An 18326-nucleotide genomic window follows, 5' to 3' on the forward strand; every position below is an offset into this window, starting at 1 on the left:
TAAAGTTATAATGGAGCGGGTGAAGAGAATCGAACTCTCATCATCAGCTTGGAAGGCTGAGGTTTTACCACTAAACTACACCCGCATATATAATTGAGATTTTATTGAGAAGTAATGGTCGGGAAGACAGGATTCGAACCTGCGACCCCTTGGTCCCAAACCAAGTGCTCTACCAAGCTGAGCTACTTCCCGAAATATGGTGCGCCCGGCGGGAGTCGAACCTACAACCTTCTGATTCGTAGTCAGATGCTCTATCCAATTGAGCTACGGGCGCTTTATATAAGAAAAGTATAATTTGAAATTTTGTTGGTGCGGCCGAGAGGACTTGAACCTCCACGGGGTTAACCCCCACTAGGCCCTCAACCTAGCGCGTCTGCCATTCCGCCACGACCGCAAAAGCGACTTTATTATCGTAACACATTGGTGAGTTGCTGTCAACAAGAAATTTCTAATGCGGGTGAAGGGACTTGAACCCCCACGCCTCGCGGCGCCAGATCCTAAATCTGGTGCGTCTGCCATTCCGCCACACCCGCATATTAAAAATGGTGAGCCATGTAGGATTCGAACCTACGACCCTCTGATTAAAAGTCAGATGCTCTACCAACTGAGCTAATGGCTCGTACAAAAAAAATGGCTGGGCTAGCAGGATTTGAACCTACGCATGACGGAGTCAAAGTCCGTTGCCTTACCGCTTGGCTATAGCCCAATAAATCTAATGCAGAAAATCATCTTATCATATTATGATATTTCACTGCAAGTACTTTTTAAAAATAATAATGGCGGTCCGGACGGGACTCGAACCCGCGACCTCCTGCGTGACAGGCAGGCATTCTAACCAACTGAACTACCGGACCATTAAGTTATGTATAAAGTGACCCCTACGGGATTCGAACCCGTGTTACCGCCGTGAAAGGGCGGTGTCTTAACCGCTTGACCAAGGGGCCTTAAAAAAATGTTCCTGGCGGAGAAGGAGGGATTTGAACCCTCGCGCCGCTCGCGCGACCTACACCCTTAGCAGGGGCGCCTCTTCAGCCTCTTGAGTACTTCCCCGTATGGCTCCGCAGGTAGGACTCGAACCTACGACCGTTCGGTTAACAGCCGAATGCTCTACCACTGAGCTACTGCGGAATAATGTATCTTGTTTGCCGCTAAAAAACCGTAAGTTATTTTCTCGACTCTTTAGATTATAAGGACATTGTTATCAAAAGTCAACACTCTTTTTTTATATTCTTCATTTATTATTTAAGAAAGAACTTTTTAAGCGATAAACTCAATAAACACAAGGGTTTTAACTAATACTTAATCTACAGAATTTTTCACTGTTCTATGATTTCTTTTGTAAACACCAGTCTCCCTTTACACTTTCCACAAACATATTTAGTTAGATTTATTTTTCTTTTTCTCTGATAGATCTGGCTGCAGCTTGTACAAGAATACATAAGAGTTCTCGTCTTTTTCTTTTTAATTTGCTGCGAAGCAAGGGGCTTGCAGAAACGCGGAGCTTCTACTTCTCTTAGTAATTTTCTAAAACTGGCATCTCTGTGCTGATATCCTTTTCCTTCTAGATGAAGGTGATAGTGACATAGCTCATGTTTAATAATCCCTGTTAAAACATCTATTCCGCCTTCTAGAAAATATTTTTCATTAATCTCGATATTATGAGATCGAAGTAAATAGCGGCCGCCTGTCGTCCGTAGACGTGGATTAAAACTTGCTTGATGCCTAAACGTTTTACTAAATTCCCTTTCCGAAATATCTTCGACTAACTCCTGAAGCATCTCGTTATCCATTAACTTCTCCCTTTCCTGGTAACATGACAACCCATTATATCATAAACATAGTGTTAACTAGTTAGAAAACCAGGAGGTTTATCCATGCCAAATTGGTTACAAAACCAAATGAAACGGGCTTTTTATGAAAAAGACTCCTATCAAATCAAATTACTTAATCAATGCTGGTTTTATTATCGTAAAAAAGAACGAATTCATTTATAGCCGCTAGCTTATCACTCTCTAGATTTAGCTAACCATAAAAATACCCCTTTCTTCTATAGTAGAAGAAAGGGGCATTCCTTTACATAGTCTGTTCTTTAGGCTCAAGCATTGTTAATGATACACGTTGTTTATTAACATCTACCTGCTCAACCCATACCGTAACCACATCTCCTACTGACACAAGATCCAGTGGGTGTTTAACAAAACGGGTGCTTAGTTTGGAAATATGAACAAGCCCATCCTGTTTAACCCCGATGTCGACAAAAGCACCGAAGTCGACAACATTTCGGACTGTACCTTGTAGCTCCATCCCTTTCTGTAGATCCTCCATTTTAAGTACATCTTTCTTCAACAATGGCTTCGGCAATTCATCCCGAGGATCTCTACCTGGTTTCATCAAAGCTTCTATTATATCTTTCAGGGTGATTTCCCCGATACCCAGCTCCTCGGAATATGCCTTCACATCTATATTCTTTAATGATTGAATTAAAGCTTCACTTCCCAATTCAGCTTTCGTAGAACCCAGCTTTTTCAGTAGTTCATTAACGGCACTATAATTTTCAGGGTGAATAGAGGTTTGGTCCAGAGGCTCTGTCCCATCTATAATCCTCATAAAACCAATGCTTTGCTCATAGGTTTTTGCACCGAGTCTAGGAATGTGTTTTAATTGTTTTCTACTTTCAAACTTTCCTTCTTCTTCTCTTTTCTTCACAATATTCTGTGCGACAGTCTTTGATAGTCCTGCCACATATTGAAGTAATGAAGGTGAAGCCGTATTGACATTTACGCCTACCTGATTAACAGCTGTTTCAACGACAAACGTTAACGATTCAGCCAATTTTTTCTGTGATACATCATGCTGATACTGTCCAACCCCAACAGATTGCGGATCTATTTTTACCAATTCAGCGAGTGGATCCTGAAGTCTTCTGCCAATAGATACGGCACTGCGCTGTTCAACCTGTAAGTCAGGAAATTCATCACGAGCTATTTCAGATGCTGAATAAATACTTGCTCCTGCTTCATTTACAATGATATAAGAAGTATTCCGCTGCAAGTCTTTAAGAATATCTGCAATAAATTGTTCCGACTCCCTCGAAGCTGTCCCATTCCCTATCGCTACCACTTCTACATTAAACTGTTCAATAAGCGAAATCGTTTTCTCTCGAGCGTCTGCTTTTTTATTAATCGGAGCATGTGGATAAATAACACTAATATCAATGACTTTTCCTGTTTCATCAAGTACAGCAAGTTTACAGCCTGTTCGAAACGCTGGATCTAATGCAAGTATGACCTTTCCTTTTAAAGGTGGCTGAAGCAATAAATTTCTCAGATTTTCAGAAAATATATGTATGGCTTGATCTTCAGCCTTCTCGGTTAGTTCTTTCCTAATTTCACGTTCAATTGAAGGGAAAATCAATCGTTTGAAACTATCTTCAATAGCTTCCGTCACAAAACCTGCGGATTTCGAATCATTTTTATTAATGATTTTTCTTACCATATACTCTAGAATCGCTTCTTCCTTTGGCTCAATTGACACTCTTAAAATTTCCTCTTTTTCTCCGCGGTTGAGCGCAAGAACTCGGTGAGGAACAATTTTTTGAACAGGCTCTTCATATTCATAATACATTTCAAAGATTTTTTTCTCATCGGCGTCCTCATTTTTACTAACGGACATTATTTTCCCCGTTTTAAAGACATCTGCCCTAATCCACTTCCGCAGCGCAGCATCGTCAGATATCTGCTCAGCAATGATATCTTTTGCACCAGCAACAGCATCTTCTGCGGTTAAAACGTCTAAATCAGTGGAAACAAACTCCTCAGCCTTAGACAATACAGATTCAGGATGAAATTTCATTAGCCATTCAGCCAACGGTTCTAACCCTTTTTCTTTAGCTACAGTAGCTTTCGTTCTCCTTTTTTGCTTATATGGCCGATAAAGATCTTCTATTTCTTGCAGCTTTACCGATTTTTCAATTTGAGCTTTCAGCTCGGGTGTTAATTTGCCTTGTTCTTCAATAATACGAACCACTTCTTCTTTACGATGATGAAGATTTTCAAGGTATTTCCATCTATCCATTATTGAACGAATCTCTACCTCGTCCAATGAACCGGTCATCTCTTTCCGATATCGAGCAATAAACGGTACAGTATTTCCCTCATTTAACAGGTTAATGACACTTTGAACTTGATTTACTGTTAGATTTAATTCTTTTACAACTTGTTTAATGATCTCTTTTAGTTGATTTTCTTCTGCTACCAATGGGATTCCTCCGCTCTTTATGTAAAAATAATCATTATCTTTTTATTGCTTATAACTAGTCTAACAAATCAAAAAGCATGTTGCGAATCTTCACTCTGTTTCATACAACTCAACAGTACCCTAACATAAAAAAGCTTACTTTTATGATTTCTCAAGAAAGTAAGCTTCCTATTATAAATGTAGAATCGTCGGACTGAATGGTATTCCCCTCTAAAATCAGTTGAGCGTTCCGTTCAAGTGAAAATCTCGTTTTCAATAAAGACTTTGCTCCCTGAAGAGAAACGCCATCTGAGTGGAGAATAAATTTCGCGTTTGATTCATATTTAAATCTTTGCGTGTGATACTTTTGTTTCCTGCCAGATAAATAACCGGTTACCGGTAATGGATAAACCAGTTTATCTGAGTCGGGGTTATACAGAAAAAAACGGATATTCCCTACTGAACTGTATACAAACTCTTTCGTGTCATAGTATATTTTCAGGATGGACACTGCAGCCCCTCTTTTATTCACTTGTGTATTATTACAAAGTGACATAAGGGTCTCGACACTTTCATGATGATAATTCTTAACCTCATCAGTGATGGCACTTGAGGACTCATAAGCGAATTTGCCACTGCCGAGGCCATCTGCGAGAACACATAGAAAATACTCATCTGTATTCATGAAAAAGTAATCATCTCCGCAATAGGGCATCCCATTTTTGGAGGATTGGGAAGCTAACACTTCTAGCTCCTTCTCTCTGAGTACTTCTTTAATCATTATAGAGACTCCGTATTATTTTCTGCATTTATAGCCACTTGCAGTTTCTTAATCGCTCTTCGTTGAAGACGTGATACATGCATTTGGGAAATATCTAGTTTTTCTCCTGCTTCTTTTTGACTAAGGTTTTCAAGATACGTATATTGAATAATCATCTTTTCTCTCTCAGTCAATACATGTAGAACCTTTTCCAGAACAAGGCGTTGATTAACCCGTTCATAGCCCTCGTCAACATTTCCGAAGATATCCAGAAGTGTAACAGTTCCTCCGTCTGAATCCGCTTCAATAGAGTGATCAACCGATAAAGCTTGATAGCTTTTTCCCATTTCCATCGCTTCTAGAATTTCTTCTTCAGGTACGTCAAGATGCTCTGCAATCTCATCAATTCTAGGTGAACGATGAAGTTCTGTTGTAAGTTCTTCAACCGTAACCCGAATTTTCGGTCCAAGTTCTTTGATTCGACGCGGAACATGAACACTCCATGTTTTATCACGTAAGAAACGTTTAATTTCACCGATGATGGTTGGTACTGCAAAAGCTTCAAAACTCTTTCCGAAGGTTTCATCATATCGCCGAATTGCGCCAAGCAATCCGATCATCCCTACTTGAGAGATATCTTCTTGAAAGGATCTTCCCTTTGAATACTTTCGCGCAATCGTTTCAACTAAGCCTTTATAATGAAGAACAAGTTGTTGTTGAGCTTCCTCATCTTGATGGAGTTGGTACGCTTTAATCCAAGCATTGACCTTGTCTTTAGTCATCTGATTAGGTTGAGAGTGTCTTTGCATCCATCTCCACCTGCTCCCGCTCTAAAAACTTAGTCATAAATACCGTGACCCCTTCATGCTGGTGAATTTTCACTTCATCCATTAGAGTCTCTATGAGGTAAAGGCCCAAGCCTCCTTCTCGAAGGAATTCCACGTTTTGTCCGTTCTCATAGGGTCCTAATCCTTGGCGTACTTCATCAAAGTCACAACTTTCTCCACTATCTGAAACCATGACTTCTAAACGATCTTCATAAAGGCCAAAACTAATTTTCACTTCGCCTTGATTATCTTTATATGCATGCTGAACTGCATTTGTACAAGCCTCGCTTGTAGCGATCTTTAAGTCCTCAATTTCATCATAAGTGAAGCCCATCCGGCTGGCGATACCTGAGAGGGTCAAACGAATTACTCCAATGAAATTTGGCTTTGCGGGTATTTTCATTTCAATATAATCGTATGCTTGACTCATTCTAACCCACCCTCTGCATGACTTTTAATATCGATAATATCGGCTAGACCGGTAATATCAAACAGACGGCGCAGACGTTCAGATAATCCAATCAGCTTGAATTCTCCATTATGCGCTCTTACACTTTTAAACAACCCTACAAATACTCCTAAGCCAGTGCTGTCCATATAAGATACTTCTGTTAAATCGACTACCATAGAAACATTAGCCTGCTCCGAAAGCGGAAATAATGATTCTCTAAGCTTTGGTGCTGTATAAGCGTCAATTTCACCTTTAACTTGCACTTCTACGGTTGAGTTTATATCTTTAACATCAATTGTTATATTCATTCGATTGACCCACCTTTATTTCTCAATATCCATTTTTATATATACCCAGTTTTTTTGCCCTTAAACATCTCTTTTTAAAATTATTAAAGTAAAATCATCTCTTAATTCAAAATGCTGCATTTTCTCCAGCTGTTTAAATATATTATTAACAATTTCCTGCGCTCCTAGGTGGAGATTATTTCTTATAAATTGCATTAGTGTTTCTCTTTCGATAAACCCTTCACTTGTCCGGCACTCCGTTACACCATCGGAAAGCAAAATAATCATATCCCCGGGTTCAACTTGCTTTTCGTATTGGCGGTACCTTGTTTTTTTCTCTACCCCCAACAGCAACCCCTTGGCATCTAAATCGCTCATCGTATCTGTGCTTGCTTCGTAATAAAACCCTGGCTCATGTCCCGCTGCAGCATACGAAAAAACGTGACTATCCGGGTTATAAAGACCATAAAACATCGTGATAAACATACTTGGATCGACGTTTTGTTCCACTACGCGGTTAAGGCTTTCAAGGACACTACTCGGAGCATGGCGATTTTCTGGAAGGCTGTCCATCGCATATTTAATCATCGACATACAAAGTGCAGCAGGAATTCCTTTCCCGATTACATCGGCTATTGCCACCCCGATATTTTGGTTTTCATCTTGGACAAAGTGATAGTAGTCCCCGCTCATTTGGCGAGCAGGCACACTAATTGCACCAATATCCATCACCTTAACATCCGGGATCTTTGTTTCAAGCAGCGTATGCTGTACATTTGCTGCTAGTTCTATCTCTGATTTTAGCTCCTGCTGCTGATGGCGCAAGCTTTGATGTTCACGATACGCAATCCCGTATCCCATCATTACCTCCATTAAAAAATCAAATGAATCAAGTATCTTTTGCGGATCACCTGGACAAACTTCCATTAAAATACTTTTGTGCATGCTAATAATTTCTTCAGGCGAAACACGATTTTCCATCGTTTTTCTACTGATTTTTTGTCCTTGGTATAAGGCTTGTTCTGTTTGATCCTTAAGAAAGCTTGAAAGGGCCTCACGGTATTTACCTTCCAAATTATCTTTGAATTCCATAACCTCTCCCCCTAACGAAGCCATTTCGTTGCAAGGATTTTCGTTCCTTTCCCTGGTGTGGAATCGATATCGAATTCATCCATCAACCTCTTTACCCCAGGAAGGCCTGCTCCTAGTCCTCCTGAAGTAGTATATCCATCTTCCATAACTTTTCGAATATCTTTAATCCCAGGACCTTCGTCCACGGCAATTATTTTCATTCCAGCTTTCCCGTTTCTTTGAACCTTTTCTATAGCTACGGTGCCTTGACCGGCATATAGATAAATATTTCTTGCCAGCTCACTAATGGCCGTCGTAACTCTCGCTTGATCGACCGTGCCAAAGCCGAGATCCTTCGCCACATTTCGTCCAAGCTGTCGAGCCGCCACGATATCCCATTCATTGATAATTTTTACGCAGGATTGGACCTCCATACTTCTAATCCCCCAATTCCTGTTGTAATTTCTCCAGGCCTTTCTCTAAATCTAACGCTGTAAGGACATCATCTAAGGTGATCCCTAATTCAATGAGGGTAATAGCAACGGCCGGCTGAATTCCTGTTATGACAACTTTCGCCCCCATCAGCTTCGACATACTAAAGACATCACCTAATACCTTAGCTATAAAGGAATCGATAAAATCTATCGAAGTAATATCAATTACCACACCATTAGCATTTGTTTCATGTATCTTTTGTAGTAAATCTTCCTGAAATTGAAGGGCGGTTGCGTCATCTAGCTCCCATTGTATCGAAACGAGAAGACAATCATATAGTTTTAAAATTGGAATTCTCATGATCTTCCTCCACCTCTATAATCTTACGGCTTGTTATTTCTAAAGCTGCCTCTATCCCTTTTTTAAGGGAGTTCTTAGTAATAATTTCGTTTAAGTTGATACCTAAATTAACAATAGTCTGTGCAATTTCCGGCCTAATGCCGCACAGCATGCATTTTGCACCAACCAATCGGACCGCTTCTGCAGCCTGAATAATGTGGTGAGCAACCATTGTATCAACGACAGGCACACCGGTAATATCGATTAGGACTACTTCCGAACGATGTTTTACCACACCCGTAAGTAAGTTCTCCATAATTTGCCTTGCTCTTTCAGTATCGATCGTTCCGATCAAAGGCATAATTGTAATTCCCTCTAATACTGGAATCAAAGGTGCAGATAATTCTTGCAGCGCGATTTTTTGAAGAGATACGGTTCTTTCCCATGTGTGGGTATACACATTAACTATCTCATTATTCATCGGAGAGGACCACTTATCAAGACTATTTATAATCTCAATTTGATTTTCAGGATTTATGATTTTTTGTTCAGCCATACCATTTAAGACAATCAGTGTGAATTTATGTAAACCTTCGTTCACAAAGAAAAGCGGCCAGCCTAAGCGAACAACTTTTTCGGCAAAATCAGACAGTTTAGTGGTAAATGCATCATTTTTGCTTTCCATATTGGCAATAACCATATCAATAAATTCATGGCTTGTCTGAGTAAACATCTGATCAGAAATCACCTTAATCAGACGCTCATCCGCATTTTTTCTCATAATATCCATCCATTTTTCTAAGATGAATTCTTGATTGTTTCTTATAAAATCATACACCTGTTTATTCATATTTTCCTCCATTCTAACACATCCACTAGAGCATTCCTGTTCAGGTAACATGGATGTTATGTAAATGTAAACAAAAACTTATTTATCTCGCATTTATCATTAACTACCGCTCGCCGATCTATTAAATTAACTGGTTCCGTTATTTTTCTATACCTGAATATCCTACTAAATGGAGATTCTTCTCATTTTAACTATACGTTTTTATTCTTTCATTCGTCAAATGTTATAGTTTCCCCTGCTAATTTACTTAAGTTGAAAAAAAAGAAGTCCTTTAATGGTTATCAACTGATCAGTCAAAAAAATGCAAAAAAAGAAGACTGTCCTTTTAGGAACAGTCTTTCCAAGTATCCTGAGAACCTCAGGATTCAGATTATATGAATAATAAATAGGATGACATTTTAAAAATCAACCAGTCCTAAACTAATTTGCAGAGCATCTTTGACCTTTTCCATCATCGGTTCATCAAGATGAGTAATTTTATCAGTCAGCCGCTGCTTATCAATTGTGCGGATCTGTTCTAGTAAAATAACTGAATCACGCTCGAACCCATATTTCTTTGCATTAATTTCAACGTGTGTAGGCAATTTGGCTTTTTGAATTTGCGCTGTAATGGCTGCTACAATCACAGTAGGACTAAAGCGATTTCCAATGTCATTCTGAAGGATAAGCACTGGTCGCGTCCCGCCTTGTTCTGATCCTACGACCGGAGACAGGTCTGCGAAGTATACGTCACCACGTTTCACAACAATCAAGGGCTCAGCCTCCGCTAGCTAATCGTTCAACGCAATGGTCAGCTTCAAATTCTAACAAAAATGCTTCCGAAGCAATTGTTAAGTTAATGGCTGCCATCTCAATATAACCACGTTTCATCGATTCGCGAAATTCTCTTTTTTTTCTTTCACGAATATACACTTTTGTCGCATGGTAAATAAATTCACTACGATTCACATTTTCTTCAGAAACATACCCATCAAGCTCGGATAAAAAGTTTTGAGGTAATCGAATTAAAATTTCTCTTGTTGCGCTGGATTCAGACACAAACATACACCTCCACCATCACTACACACCATAATATATTCTTTATAATATTACCATTAAATTTACTATCTGCAAAGAGTATATTCGAAACTCTATATTATTATCAGCAAAAGTAGATATATTTTATACGATATTATTTATAAATAAATTATATTAGTTGATTAACAACTCCAGTTATCCGTCCGTCCTTCAGGTACATCCGGGGAACTCGGGATGAAATCATACAAGTTACTTCATAGTTTATTGTATTTAGTTTCTCAGCAATATCATCGACAGTGATGCACTCAGTGCCGTTCTTCCCTATTAACGTTACCTCAGTACCTACTGGAAACTCTCGCGATAATTTAACCATACATTGGTCCATACATATCCGCCCAACTAACGGAGACCTTCCACCTTCAAGCAGCACTTCCTGACCTTGGAGCATTCGAATCCAGCCATCCGCATATCCAATAGGCAATGTTCCAATCCAGGTATCTTCTTCTGCTGTATAGGTTGCTCCATAACTGACGCTTTGGCCTTTCGAGATATTCTTGACATGCACAAGTTTAGTCTTTAACGAAAAAGCTGGACGCAGCGCAAAAGGTAAAACTTCTTTCATTTCCATGGAGGGTGACAAGCCATATAAAGAAATGCCCATGCGAACTGAATTGAAGACTGCATTCGGGAATCTCAATAATGCGGCACTATTTGCCGCGTGGACATATTTTGGTTTTTCCTTGAGCCACGTCAGCATTTCCTCAAATCGAGCAAGCTGTTTACTAAAATACTCTGTATCTAGTTGATCCGCAGTAGCGAAGTGAGTAAAGATTCCCTCTAGTACAAAACACTTCGTTTTCTGAAGAAAACGTTCGATTTCATTCATCTCTTCTTGTTTTCGTATACCAATTCTCCCCATCCCACTATCACACTTTAAATGTATAGTAAGAACAGTTCCCTCAAGAAAAGACTGAGCTGCTTCAAGCCAGCCTGCTTGAAAAACAGTTAAGGTTATTGATTCTCTAGCAGCAATTTGAGCATCTTCAGGGCGTGATGCTCCTAAGACCAAAATCGGTGCCGTTATTCCTTTTTTTCGTAATGCGAGTGCTTCATCTAAAAAGGCTACTGCTAAATAACCCGCACCAGCCTGAATAGCAGTCTCAGCTACCTCAACATCGCCATGACCATATGCATTTGCCTTTACAACTGCAAAGAGAGTAATCTCAGGAGGCAGGTGTTTTTTCATATTTGCTGCATTCTCGAAAATAGCATCTAAATTGATTTCTGCCCAAGTATCTCTATAAAAATTTTGCAAAGTCACAGATAATCCTTCTTTCATAGTGTACTGTTATGTGCCCCTTATTATAGAGAATTTTTTTTAATAACGAAAGGACAAATACAGTACACTAGAAAAAAGAAGCGGGTTCTCCTAAATGAAATCGGCAGAATGAGTATTCATTATTTTACCGCTGTCCCATTAACTGAACGGGCGATCGTCACCAATTCTTCTTCCGTTAAATCTTGAGAAGCAAGGGTATAATCCACACCTTCATACGTCCATCTAATTGTGTTAGCTGTCATTGCACCGAACGTAAAGCCTAAATCAACCGGCTCTCCATTTACCAAATCCGACAAGACAGTCGTTTCTCTGACCTCTCTTTTTTCCTGAACCAACGTAAAGTTTCGTTCACCTTGATAGGTTAAAACAACTCGACGTCCATTTTCAATCGCTATTTCTTTCTCCTCCGCAAGAGTTGCTCCTTCGATTCCTTCTGGATACCGTACTGAGAAATTATCATCCTTCATCCCAGCCATTGCCGGCATCTCCATCTTTGCTCGCGCCATATTTTTCTTCATATCAAAAGCATCCTTATCAAAAGCAGCATTGAAATTTACTTTCGAGAACTTTACCGTTACGAGGGCATTTTGATCAGGATCCATTACTTTGACACTGACCGGTTTTAAATCCCGTTTCGTAAGAGTAATCTCCTGGTAAGGGAGCATTTTATTATTTTGATAACGTGTCTTTGTCGTAAAGACATAATGTTTATCCGTTTCTTTGAATCCTGCTGTTGCATCATCCATAATATCCTTCACCAACGATTCATATAAATAGGCTTGACTACTGTTCTCTGGCCACTCACTTTGAAATTTAAAGCTTTTATTCAAAGCAGGTGTTAATACATATACTCCATCGTCATTACGGAGAATCATTTGGCTTTGTTCCTTCTCAGAATTCTTTAAATTCACTTTGTAAAAATCGGGATTCTTATGCCAGATTTCAACATCATATACTTGAGGATCCGTCCCCATCTTCAAGGTCATCACAGCATTTACCTTATAGCCCTTCATTTCATCCACTTTTTCGTTTAAATCACTCACTACTTCATCCTGCGACTTTTTTCCGCATGCAGAAAGCGCAAGTATCAGTAATATTCCAGCAAAAATTGCAAAGACCTTCTTCATTTCTCCAGCCCCCATCTTTTCATTTAAATGTAAAAGAGAGAGGAAAGGGCAGCGTCCAGACATTGAATACAAACCAAATCATGAGTTCCGTTTATCCCGTCTTTTCGGTTTATATGTCAATGTACCTTCTAACAGGCCTTGTCTCCCTAAGCAATATGAGTATATGAGACAACTCGTACCAATATGACTGAAAAGCCGAAGGCAGAATCACTACTCCAACGAAATGGTATTTAATGGTAAAATCAAAAGAAAACTAGAAATGAGGAAACTTCTTGAAAATTAAGAGCCTTTTTATCGCACTATTTATTTGTTTATTTGTTGTGAGTGGTTGTACATCAACCACGGTAAATCCAAATAAAATCAGCCTGCCTGAAGATATTCCTAATTTTGTAACGGAAAGAGATTTTAATAAAATAGATTGGGATAGGACGACTGTCGCCTTTGACACAGGTACAAGTAGTGATATGGTCGGAAACAAAAATAAACTTGGCATAATCGGCCCAGAATTAAAACCAAATGAAGTGGAAAAGTGGTTGTGGCATTTTTGGGGAATTGATCAAGGGAACTTCACAATTGTTGGTTACAACCAAGATACTTCTACTATAAGTCCTGTTTTAAGTGATGGGAGTTGGTCTAGGACTGGCGTCAGTAGTGGTAAAATTAATGGAGCAGATGCGAGTTTGCCTTCGAATGTTGAGCTTCCAAAGGCAGGAAAGTGGGCACTCCTAGTTTATATTGATGACCAATTATTCGATACATTGGTTATGGATATAAAGGGAAAGTAACCGTCCGGAATGTTGACAATTCCTAAGAGCCTTAGTAAGGCTCTTGTTTGTTAGACCCAAATGAAACAAACTTGTTAAGCAAAAAAAAGAAGCAAGCTTTTTTTGCTTACTCCCGTTATTCTATAATCACTTGAGCCGCTGCAAACTCTTTGCTATGCGTTATAGAAAGATGAACTCCATTCTTCAACGGTTTACTGAAATATGGCTTACCACTTGGTTCAACCAAAATTTCAATGTCTAAGAAAGATAGTTCCTTCCCAATTCCCGTACCCCACGCCTTAGAGAATGCTTCTTTGGCTGCATACCTGCCGGCAAAGTATTCATAACGTCTGTTTCCTTTTAATTTAGAAAACCGCATACGCTCCTGCTCCGTTAGAATTCTGTTGATGAATTTCGGCTGTCGATCTACAATTGCCTGAATTCGGTCAATTTCTACAATATCCATACCTATTCCCTTTATCATAAGCTTCCCTTCTATCCTTTATCTGACCCGCATATACATTAGACAGGCTTATTAATTAACTAAATTCCTATTACGAAGGATGAATCTAATGTATCTAAAACCAGATAATTACCGTCAATACCCTGGTCTTTACCCTATGACACTAATCATTCTCTCCCTCTGCCTAGCTGTTTATATTCTCCATAGTTCTCCAGTCTTTCCTAAGGGTTTGCTTTATTACAATGGGGCAGGTGTCAATCTCTACATCGCTAACGGTGAATGGTGGAGGCTCATAACACCCATTTTCCTCCATATTTCATTTAGTCATTTCCTATTTAATTGTTTAGCCATCCTGTTATTCGGCCCTTTATTAGAAAGGCATCTAGGAAGTTCGTTATTCGCAGGCTTCTTTCTTTTAACAGGTCTAATCGCGAATATAGCTACTTACTTATTCATGCCCTTATCCTATGTCCATGTTGGAGCAAGTAATTCGATTATGGGACTACTTGGTTTTTATCTCTATGCATCCATCTTCCATAAGCAGCCTGTACCTAAACAATTTGAAACGACCATTTACACCCTTGCCATTTTTGCAGTGATTATGTCACTGATTGAACCGAATATCAATTTAATCGGACACTTTACCGGTCTAGTTGCCGGCTTTATCTTGGCTCCGCTTTTTCAAAAGCGGTCTCAACAGCTATAGGTTCTAATTCAGTAACGTGAAGCAAGCCATCGCGTAATTGTTGATGCATCTTGCTTTTCTAGATCTTTTATCCGACCGATTGTCGGACCTGCTCCAGATTTAGCAGTGATAAAAATGGAGGCCAGACTTTTACGTAATTGAAACCAATTCGTGGAATAAGTAATAGCCTGAATTCGATTTTTATGAAATAGATAACTCTGCTTAGAAATGATTCTAAACCTTACTTGCAGCTGATTACCTGAAATTATCCAGCCTGCTTCCCTGAAGCTTAAATACGCCCACAGACAGGATAAAGGTACCAGCACCAATGATAGGAATCCCCAAGGTCTGAACAGCCAGATACAAGCAGCGATAACTATTACAGCAAGGAATGAGTGACGAAATAAATAGCGGGAAAATGCTCGCTTCGGCAAACCTTGCATATCCGCTTCGTATTGATACCCCGGAACAAAGGACTCAAGCAGTCCCTGCAAGTCCTTCTTTTTAATGAGTGGAAAAAGCATTATCTTAGCGTTTTCTGAATCCTTAGCCGATCCACCAGCGTATTCAATGTAGACACTCGCCAAACCTAAAGGCTGCCTTAATAAGTTTTCTGATATCCTGATTGCCTGAATCTTCTTAGTTGGGATGGTAATCTTCCTTTTTTCCAGCAAGCCTCGGGAAATTATTAATTCTTCACCCTTTTTTTTCAAAGTAAAATGACCATACTTTAAGACAATGCCTATCGTGGCAATTAAGTAAGCAACGATAAAAGCACTCACTACCAAAATAGTTATAAATATAAGGCTTGCTTCCAACACATGTTCAAAGCCACTAAAGACCTTATCAAATGGAATGATTTCATCAAATTGAGAAATGAACGCGGCTGACGTAGAAAAAACAACTCCTACGCCACCGGAAGTAGCAGCCATTAAGAAAAGCTGAGGAAAAGTCTGTTGAAAAATACTCTCTGTCCGTACGTCTGCGGACTCTGCCGCTTCAGGTGTTTTCTCTCTTTTCCCTTCTGCTAGGATCAACTGAATTCTTTCAGCTTCCTTCTTATTAATCGCAGCTAGTTCCACATCAGCTTGTTCTCCGCCAGCCGTCTCTATTTGAACCTTAGCCAAGCCAAACAATCGCTGAACCAGTCCCTCAGAAATATTCACACTATGTATGCGTTCAAATCGGATGTATTGTTTCTTTTTAACAAATAACCCTGATTCAATTCGAAGTTCCCCATTTTCAATCCAGTATGTAAATCGAAACCAAGTTAGAACCGCTGACCCGATAACAAACAAAATAACTAATCCAAACCCTAGATAAAGCAGAAAACTTTTCTCTCCAAAATTGTTTCCTCCAAAAAGAAAAATGAGTACCAGGGGAAAAATAGCGTCCTTAACTATTTTCAGAATCATTAACAAGATAGCAGCTGGATGAAGCCGTTTCGGATTATACATCTTCTTCCTCCACACTGGCCATTCTAGAAATATAGAACCGCAAATCATCGGCTTCTTTAATCTCTAAAGCCGGTATTTCATGGTTGGTTGCAGCAGTTGATATTTCGACGGTTGCCAGCTCATATCTTCTGAGAATCGGACCTTGCTTGGTTTCAACATGTTGAACTCTAACCATTGGGATCAGCGTACGTTTAATAATCCAAATCCCACTTTGTATCTCGATTTCATCTTCTCTGACCTCATACCTCCACCGCTTCCACCTAAGTGATGGTAGAAGGAACACAAAAAGATAGAAAGACAGGATAAATAGACATACGCAAAGAATAATAATCCACCGTGGAAAATCAAATAGGTATGTCAGCGTAATTCCAGTTATGCTGATTACCAGAATAAGCAAAGATTCAAGGATTCCGCTAATTCTCCACACTTTGAGCGCATTTTTAGCAATTCGTTTCTGAGGTTCCATATGCCATCCCCTTTCAACGTTCTATTTAATTTAAGTATACTATAATTTCCAAAATAAAAAACAGAAAGAGCCGCTCGTGATTGAGCGGCTCTTTCTGTTTTAAAACGTATTATTTATTGATTTTATCTCTGTTTGAACTCGTGCTGCTGCTACGGTTGCCATAACCATTTGACTTACGGTTAGTGCTTCCGCCGCCAGTGCGTTTAGCACCGCCGTAATCTTTACGTCCGCCGCCTGAGCTGCGTCCCCCGCCGCTGCCATTACGAGGACGGCTGTTAGAGCCTTTGTATCCACCACGTTTTGATCCAGCTGGCGCTTCGTCCGTTAATTTGATCGGAGAAGCATCTGGTTCTTTCGTCATTGATTTAAGGACTGCTGCCACTAAATCAATTGCGCTGTGCTTTTGAAGTAATTCTTCAGCATGCGGAAGGTATAATGATAAATCTTCGTTTTCAACAGTGTTAACGATTTTTTCAGTAACCGCTTTTTGTTGACCTTCAAGAGCTTCACTTAAAGTTGGAGTTTTTAATTTCTCCATTTTCTTTTTAGTTGTGTGCTCAATTGCATGCAGCTGACCTCTTTCTCTTGGCGTTACAAAAGAAACTGCTGCTCCATGCTTCCCAGCTCTTCCTGTACGTCCAATACGGTGGACATAGCTTTCAGGATCTTGAGGAATATCGAAGTTATAAACGTGTGTAACACCAGAGATATCTAGACCACGAGCTGCTACATCTGTTGCAACTAGGACATCAATGCTGCCTTCTTTGAATTTCTTCAATACAGACATACGTTTTGCCTGGCTTAAATCACCATGAATTCCTTCTGCCATATAACCGCGAATTGTCAATGCAGATGCAAGCTCATCAACACGGCGTTTAGTACGACCGAAAACGATAGCAAGTTCTGGTGTTTGAATATCAAGCAGACGAGCCAATGTATCGAATTTTTCATTTTCTCTTAGCTCAACATAATATTGATCGATAAGAGAAACAGTCATTTCCTTAGCTTTAACTTTAACAAGTGTAGGATCCTTCATAAATCTTTCCGCAATTTTACGGATTGGATCAGGCATTGTTGCAGAGAAAAGCAATGTTTGTCTTTCTTCTGGTACGTTTGAAAGAATAGATTGGATATCTTCAATGAAGCCCATGTTAAGCATTTCATCTGCTTCATCCAATACTACAGTATGAACATTGCCTAATTTAATGTTCTTACGTTTGATATGATCTAATAAACGACCAGGTGTACCTACAATGATATGCGGGTTTTTCTTTAAAGCGCGGATTTGACGGTCAATATCCTGTCCACCGTAAACTGCTAATACGCGAGTGCGTTTTCCGTAACCAAGTTTGAAAAGTTCTTCCGAAACTTGAATAGCCAATTCACGAGTAGGTGCGATAACAATTCCCTGTACATTATCACTAGATAAGTCGATATTTTCAATCAAAGGAATACCAAAAGCAGCTGTTTTACCAGTACCTGTTTGTGCTTGACCAATGATATCTTTTCCTTCAAGTGCCAATGGAATCGTCTGTGCTTGAATGGGACTTGCTTCTTCAAAACCCATTTTTTCTATTGATTTCATCGATGTTCTGTCTAATCCTAATTCACTAAACAATGTCAATTTATTCGTGCCCCTTTATTATCTTAATTTTTCCGTGGCAATAGCCCGGTATGCTGATCTTCGGACATCAGCGTATCCATTAATCAATTCCATCATATCGATAGAAGCAAACGTCTCTTAAGAAAAGT

21 protein-coding genes and 11 tRNA genes are annotated in these 18326 nt (G+C 39.5%); 3 read left to right on the forward strand and 29 right to left on the reverse strand.

What is annotated here, in order from left to right:
- Nucleotides 1-11: 11 nt before the first annotated feature.
- The 12 genes from WYK_RS07780 to WYK_RS07835 form a co-directional block, all read right to left on the reverse strand.
- Nucleotides 12-85: transfer RNA gene (locus tag WYK_RS07780), tRNA-Gly, on the reverse strand.
- Nucleotides 86-115: 30 nt separating this feature from the next.
- Nucleotides 116-192 (reverse strand) — tRNA-Pro (locus WYK_RS07785).
- A 5-nt stretch (nt 193-197) separates the two neighbouring features.
- A tRNA-Arg gene (locus WYK_RS07790) sits at nt 198-274 on the reverse strand.
- A 33-nt stretch (nt 275-307) separates the two neighbouring features.
- Nucleotides 308-394 (reverse strand) — tRNA-Leu (locus WYK_RS07795).
- Nucleotides 395-452: 58 nt separating this feature from the next.
- A tRNA-Leu gene (locus tag WYK_RS07800) sits at nt 453-533 on the reverse strand.
- A gap of 10 nt (nt 534-543) precedes the next feature.
- Nucleotides 544-619: transfer RNA gene (locus tag WYK_RS07805), tRNA-Lys, on the reverse strand.
- A gap of 12 nt (nt 620-631) precedes the next feature.
- Nucleotides 632-706 (reverse strand) — tRNA-Gln (locus WYK_RS07810).
- A 71-nt stretch (nt 707-777) separates the two neighbouring features.
- Nucleotides 778-854 (reverse strand) — tRNA-Asp (locus WYK_RS07815).
- An 18-nt stretch (nt 855-872) separates the two neighbouring features.
- Nucleotides 873-944 (reverse strand) — tRNA-Glu (locus WYK_RS07820).
- 15 nt (nt 945-959) lie between these two features.
- A tRNA-Ser gene (locus WYK_RS07825) sits at nt 960-1050 on the reverse strand.
- Nucleotides 1051-1053: 3 nt separating this feature from the next.
- A tRNA-Asn gene (locus WYK_RS07830) sits at nt 1054-1128 on the reverse strand.
- Nucleotides 1129-1316: 188 nt separating this feature from the next.
- The gene (locus WYK_RS07835) at nt 1317-1790 is read right to left on the reverse strand and encodes a SprT family protein (protein ID WP_040373974.1); all 474 of its coding nucleotides are present in this window, start codon (nt 1788-1790) and stop codon (nt 1317-1319) included.
- Between the two features lie 84 nt (nt 1791-1874).
- On the opposite strand from WYK_RS07835, the gene cmpA reads away from it, so the two are divergent.
- Entirely contained in the window at nt 1875-1994 is a 120-nt protein-coding gene (cmpA, locus tag WYK_RS24510; RefSeq protein ID WP_152526437.1) for a cortex morphogenetic protein CmpA, read from the forward strand.
- A gap of 79 nt (nt 1995-2073) precedes the next feature.
- Here cmpA and WYK_RS07840 read toward each other — a convergent pair whose 3' ends face one another.
- The 13 genes from WYK_RS07840 to WYK_RS07900 all read right to left on the reverse strand — a co-directional run bounded on the left by WYK_RS07840 (nt 2074) and on the right by WYK_RS07900 (nt 12739).
- Nucleotides 2074-4257 carry a Tex family protein gene (locus tag WYK_RS07840; protein ID WP_040373975.1) on the reverse strand — a complete coding sequence of 728 codons (2184 nt, stop codon included), beginning with the start codon at nt 4255-4257 and terminating at the stop codon, nt 2074-2076.
- A 151-nt stretch (nt 4258-4408) separates the two neighbouring features.
- Complete coding sequence (locus WYK_RS07845; RefSeq protein WP_040373976.1) at nt 4409-5017, reverse strand: PP2C family serine/threonine-protein phosphatase; 609 nt, start codon at nt 5015-5017, stop codon at nt 4409-4411.
- Complete coding sequence (sigB, locus tag WYK_RS07850) at nt 5017-5805, reverse strand: RNA polymerase sigma factor SigB (RefSeq protein ID WP_040373977.1); 789 nt, start codon at nt 5803-5805, stop codon at nt 5017-5019. The genes WYK_RS07845 and sigB overlap by 1 nt, the downstream gene beginning before the upstream one ends.
- The gene (gene rsbW, locus WYK_RS07855; RefSeq protein WP_040373978.1) at nt 5783-6253 is read right to left on the reverse strand and encodes an anti-sigma B factor RsbW; all 471 of its coding nucleotides are present in this window, start codon (nt 6251-6253) and stop codon (nt 5783-5785) included. Before rsbW ends, sigB begins: the two co-directional genes overlap by 23 nt.
- Nucleotides 6250-6582: an anti-sigma factor antagonist gene (locus WYK_RS07860; protein WP_040373979.1), complete on the reverse strand. Its 333-nt coding sequence runs from the start codon at nt 6580-6582 to the stop codon at nt 6250-6252. Before WYK_RS07860 ends, rsbW begins: the two co-directional genes overlap by 4 nt.
- Before the next feature lie 60 nt (nt 6583-6642).
- A complete protein-coding gene (locus tag WYK_RS07865; RefSeq protein WP_040373980.1) occupies nt 6643-7653 on the reverse strand; it encodes a PP2C family protein-serine/threonine phosphatase in 1011 nt (336 codons plus the stop codon).
- A gap of 11 nt (nt 7654-7664) precedes the next feature.
- Nucleotides 7665-8066, reverse strand: a complete 402-nt coding sequence (locus WYK_RS07870) for an anti-sigma regulatory factor (RefSeq protein WP_040373981.1) — start codon at nt 8064-8066, stop codon at nt 7665-7667.
- Between the two features lie 4 nt (nt 8067-8070).
- Complete coding sequence (locus WYK_RS07875) at nt 8071-8427, reverse strand: STAS domain-containing protein (protein WP_040373982.1); 357 nt, start codon at nt 8425-8427, stop codon at nt 8071-8073.
- A complete protein-coding gene (locus WYK_RS07880) occupies nt 8399-9256 on the reverse strand; it encodes an RsbT co-antagonist protein RsbRA (protein WP_040373998.1) in 858 nt (285 codons plus the stop codon). The genes WYK_RS07875 and WYK_RS07880 overlap by 29 nt, the downstream gene beginning before the upstream one ends.
- Before the next feature lie 398 nt (nt 9257-9654).
- Nucleotides 9655-10005, reverse strand: coding sequence for a type II toxin-antitoxin system PemK/MazF family toxin (locus tag WYK_RS07885; RefSeq protein WP_040373999.1), 351 nt, complete (start codon nt 10003-10005; stop codon nt 9655-9657).
- A 7-nt stretch (nt 10006-10012) separates the two neighbouring features.
- Nucleotides 10013-10294: a CopG family ribbon-helix-helix protein gene (locus WYK_RS07890; RefSeq protein WP_040373983.1), complete on the reverse strand. Its 282-nt coding sequence runs from the start codon at nt 10292-10294 to the stop codon at nt 10013-10015.
- Between the two features lie 148 nt (nt 10295-10442).
- Complete coding sequence (gene alr, locus WYK_RS07895) at nt 10443-11612, reverse strand: alanine racemase (protein WP_040373984.1); 1170 nt, start codon at nt 11610-11612, stop codon at nt 10443-10445.
- A gap of 119 nt (nt 11613-11731) precedes the next feature.
- A complete protein-coding gene (locus WYK_RS07900; RefSeq protein WP_040373985.1) occupies nt 11732-12739 on the reverse strand; it encodes a LolA family protein in 1008 nt (335 codons plus the stop codon).
- A 272-nt stretch (nt 12740-13011) separates the two neighbouring features.
- Between WYK_RS07900 and WYK_RS07905 the strand changes: the two genes are divergently transcribed.
- A complete protein-coding gene (locus tag WYK_RS07905; RefSeq protein ID WP_051387380.1) occupies nt 13012-13524 on the forward strand; it encodes a DUF4871 domain-containing protein in 513 nt (170 codons plus the stop codon).
- Nucleotides 13525-13639: 115 nt separating this feature from the next.
- Here the strand turns inward: WYK_RS07905 and acpS are convergent, their stop codons facing one another.
- Nucleotides 13640-13987: a holo-ACP synthase gene (gene acpS, locus WYK_RS07910; RefSeq protein WP_040373986.1), complete on the reverse strand. Its 348-nt coding sequence runs from the start codon at nt 13985-13987 to the stop codon at nt 13640-13642.
- A gap of 88 nt (nt 13988-14075) precedes the next feature.
- Between acpS and WYK_RS07915 the strand changes: the two genes are divergently transcribed.
- A complete protein-coding gene (locus tag WYK_RS07915) occupies nt 14076-14672 on the forward strand; it encodes a rhomboid family intramembrane serine protease (protein WP_040373987.1) in 597 nt (198 codons plus the stop codon).
- Nucleotides 14673-14680: 8 nt separating this feature from the next.
- Here the strand turns inward: WYK_RS07915 and WYK_RS07920 are convergent, their stop codons facing one another.
- The 3 genes from WYK_RS07920 to WYK_RS07930 form a co-directional block, all read right to left on the reverse strand.
- Nucleotides 14681-16108: a PH domain-containing protein gene (locus WYK_RS07920; protein WP_040373988.1), complete on the reverse strand. Its 1428-nt coding sequence runs from the start codon at nt 16106-16108 to the stop codon at nt 14681-14683.
- Complete coding sequence (locus WYK_RS07925; protein WP_040373989.1) at nt 16101-16574, reverse strand: PH domain-containing protein; 474 nt, start codon at nt 16572-16574, stop codon at nt 16101-16103. The genes WYK_RS07920 and WYK_RS07925 overlap by 8 nt, the downstream gene beginning before the upstream one ends.
- Nucleotides 16575-16683: 109 nt before the next feature.
- Nucleotides 16684-18198 carry a DEAD/DEAH box helicase gene (locus WYK_RS07930; RefSeq protein ID WP_040373990.1) on the reverse strand — a complete coding sequence of 505 codons (1515 nt, stop codon included), beginning with the start codon at nt 18196-18198 and terminating at the stop codon, nt 16684-16686.
- Between the last annotated feature and the right edge of the window lie 128 nt (nt 18199-18326).

This window comes from Peribacillus psychrosaccharolyticus ATCC 23296, assembly GCF_000305495.1.
Classification (GTDB): domain Bacteria; phylum Bacillota; class Bacilli; order Bacillales; family DSM-1321; genus Peribacillus; species Peribacillus psychrosaccharolyticus.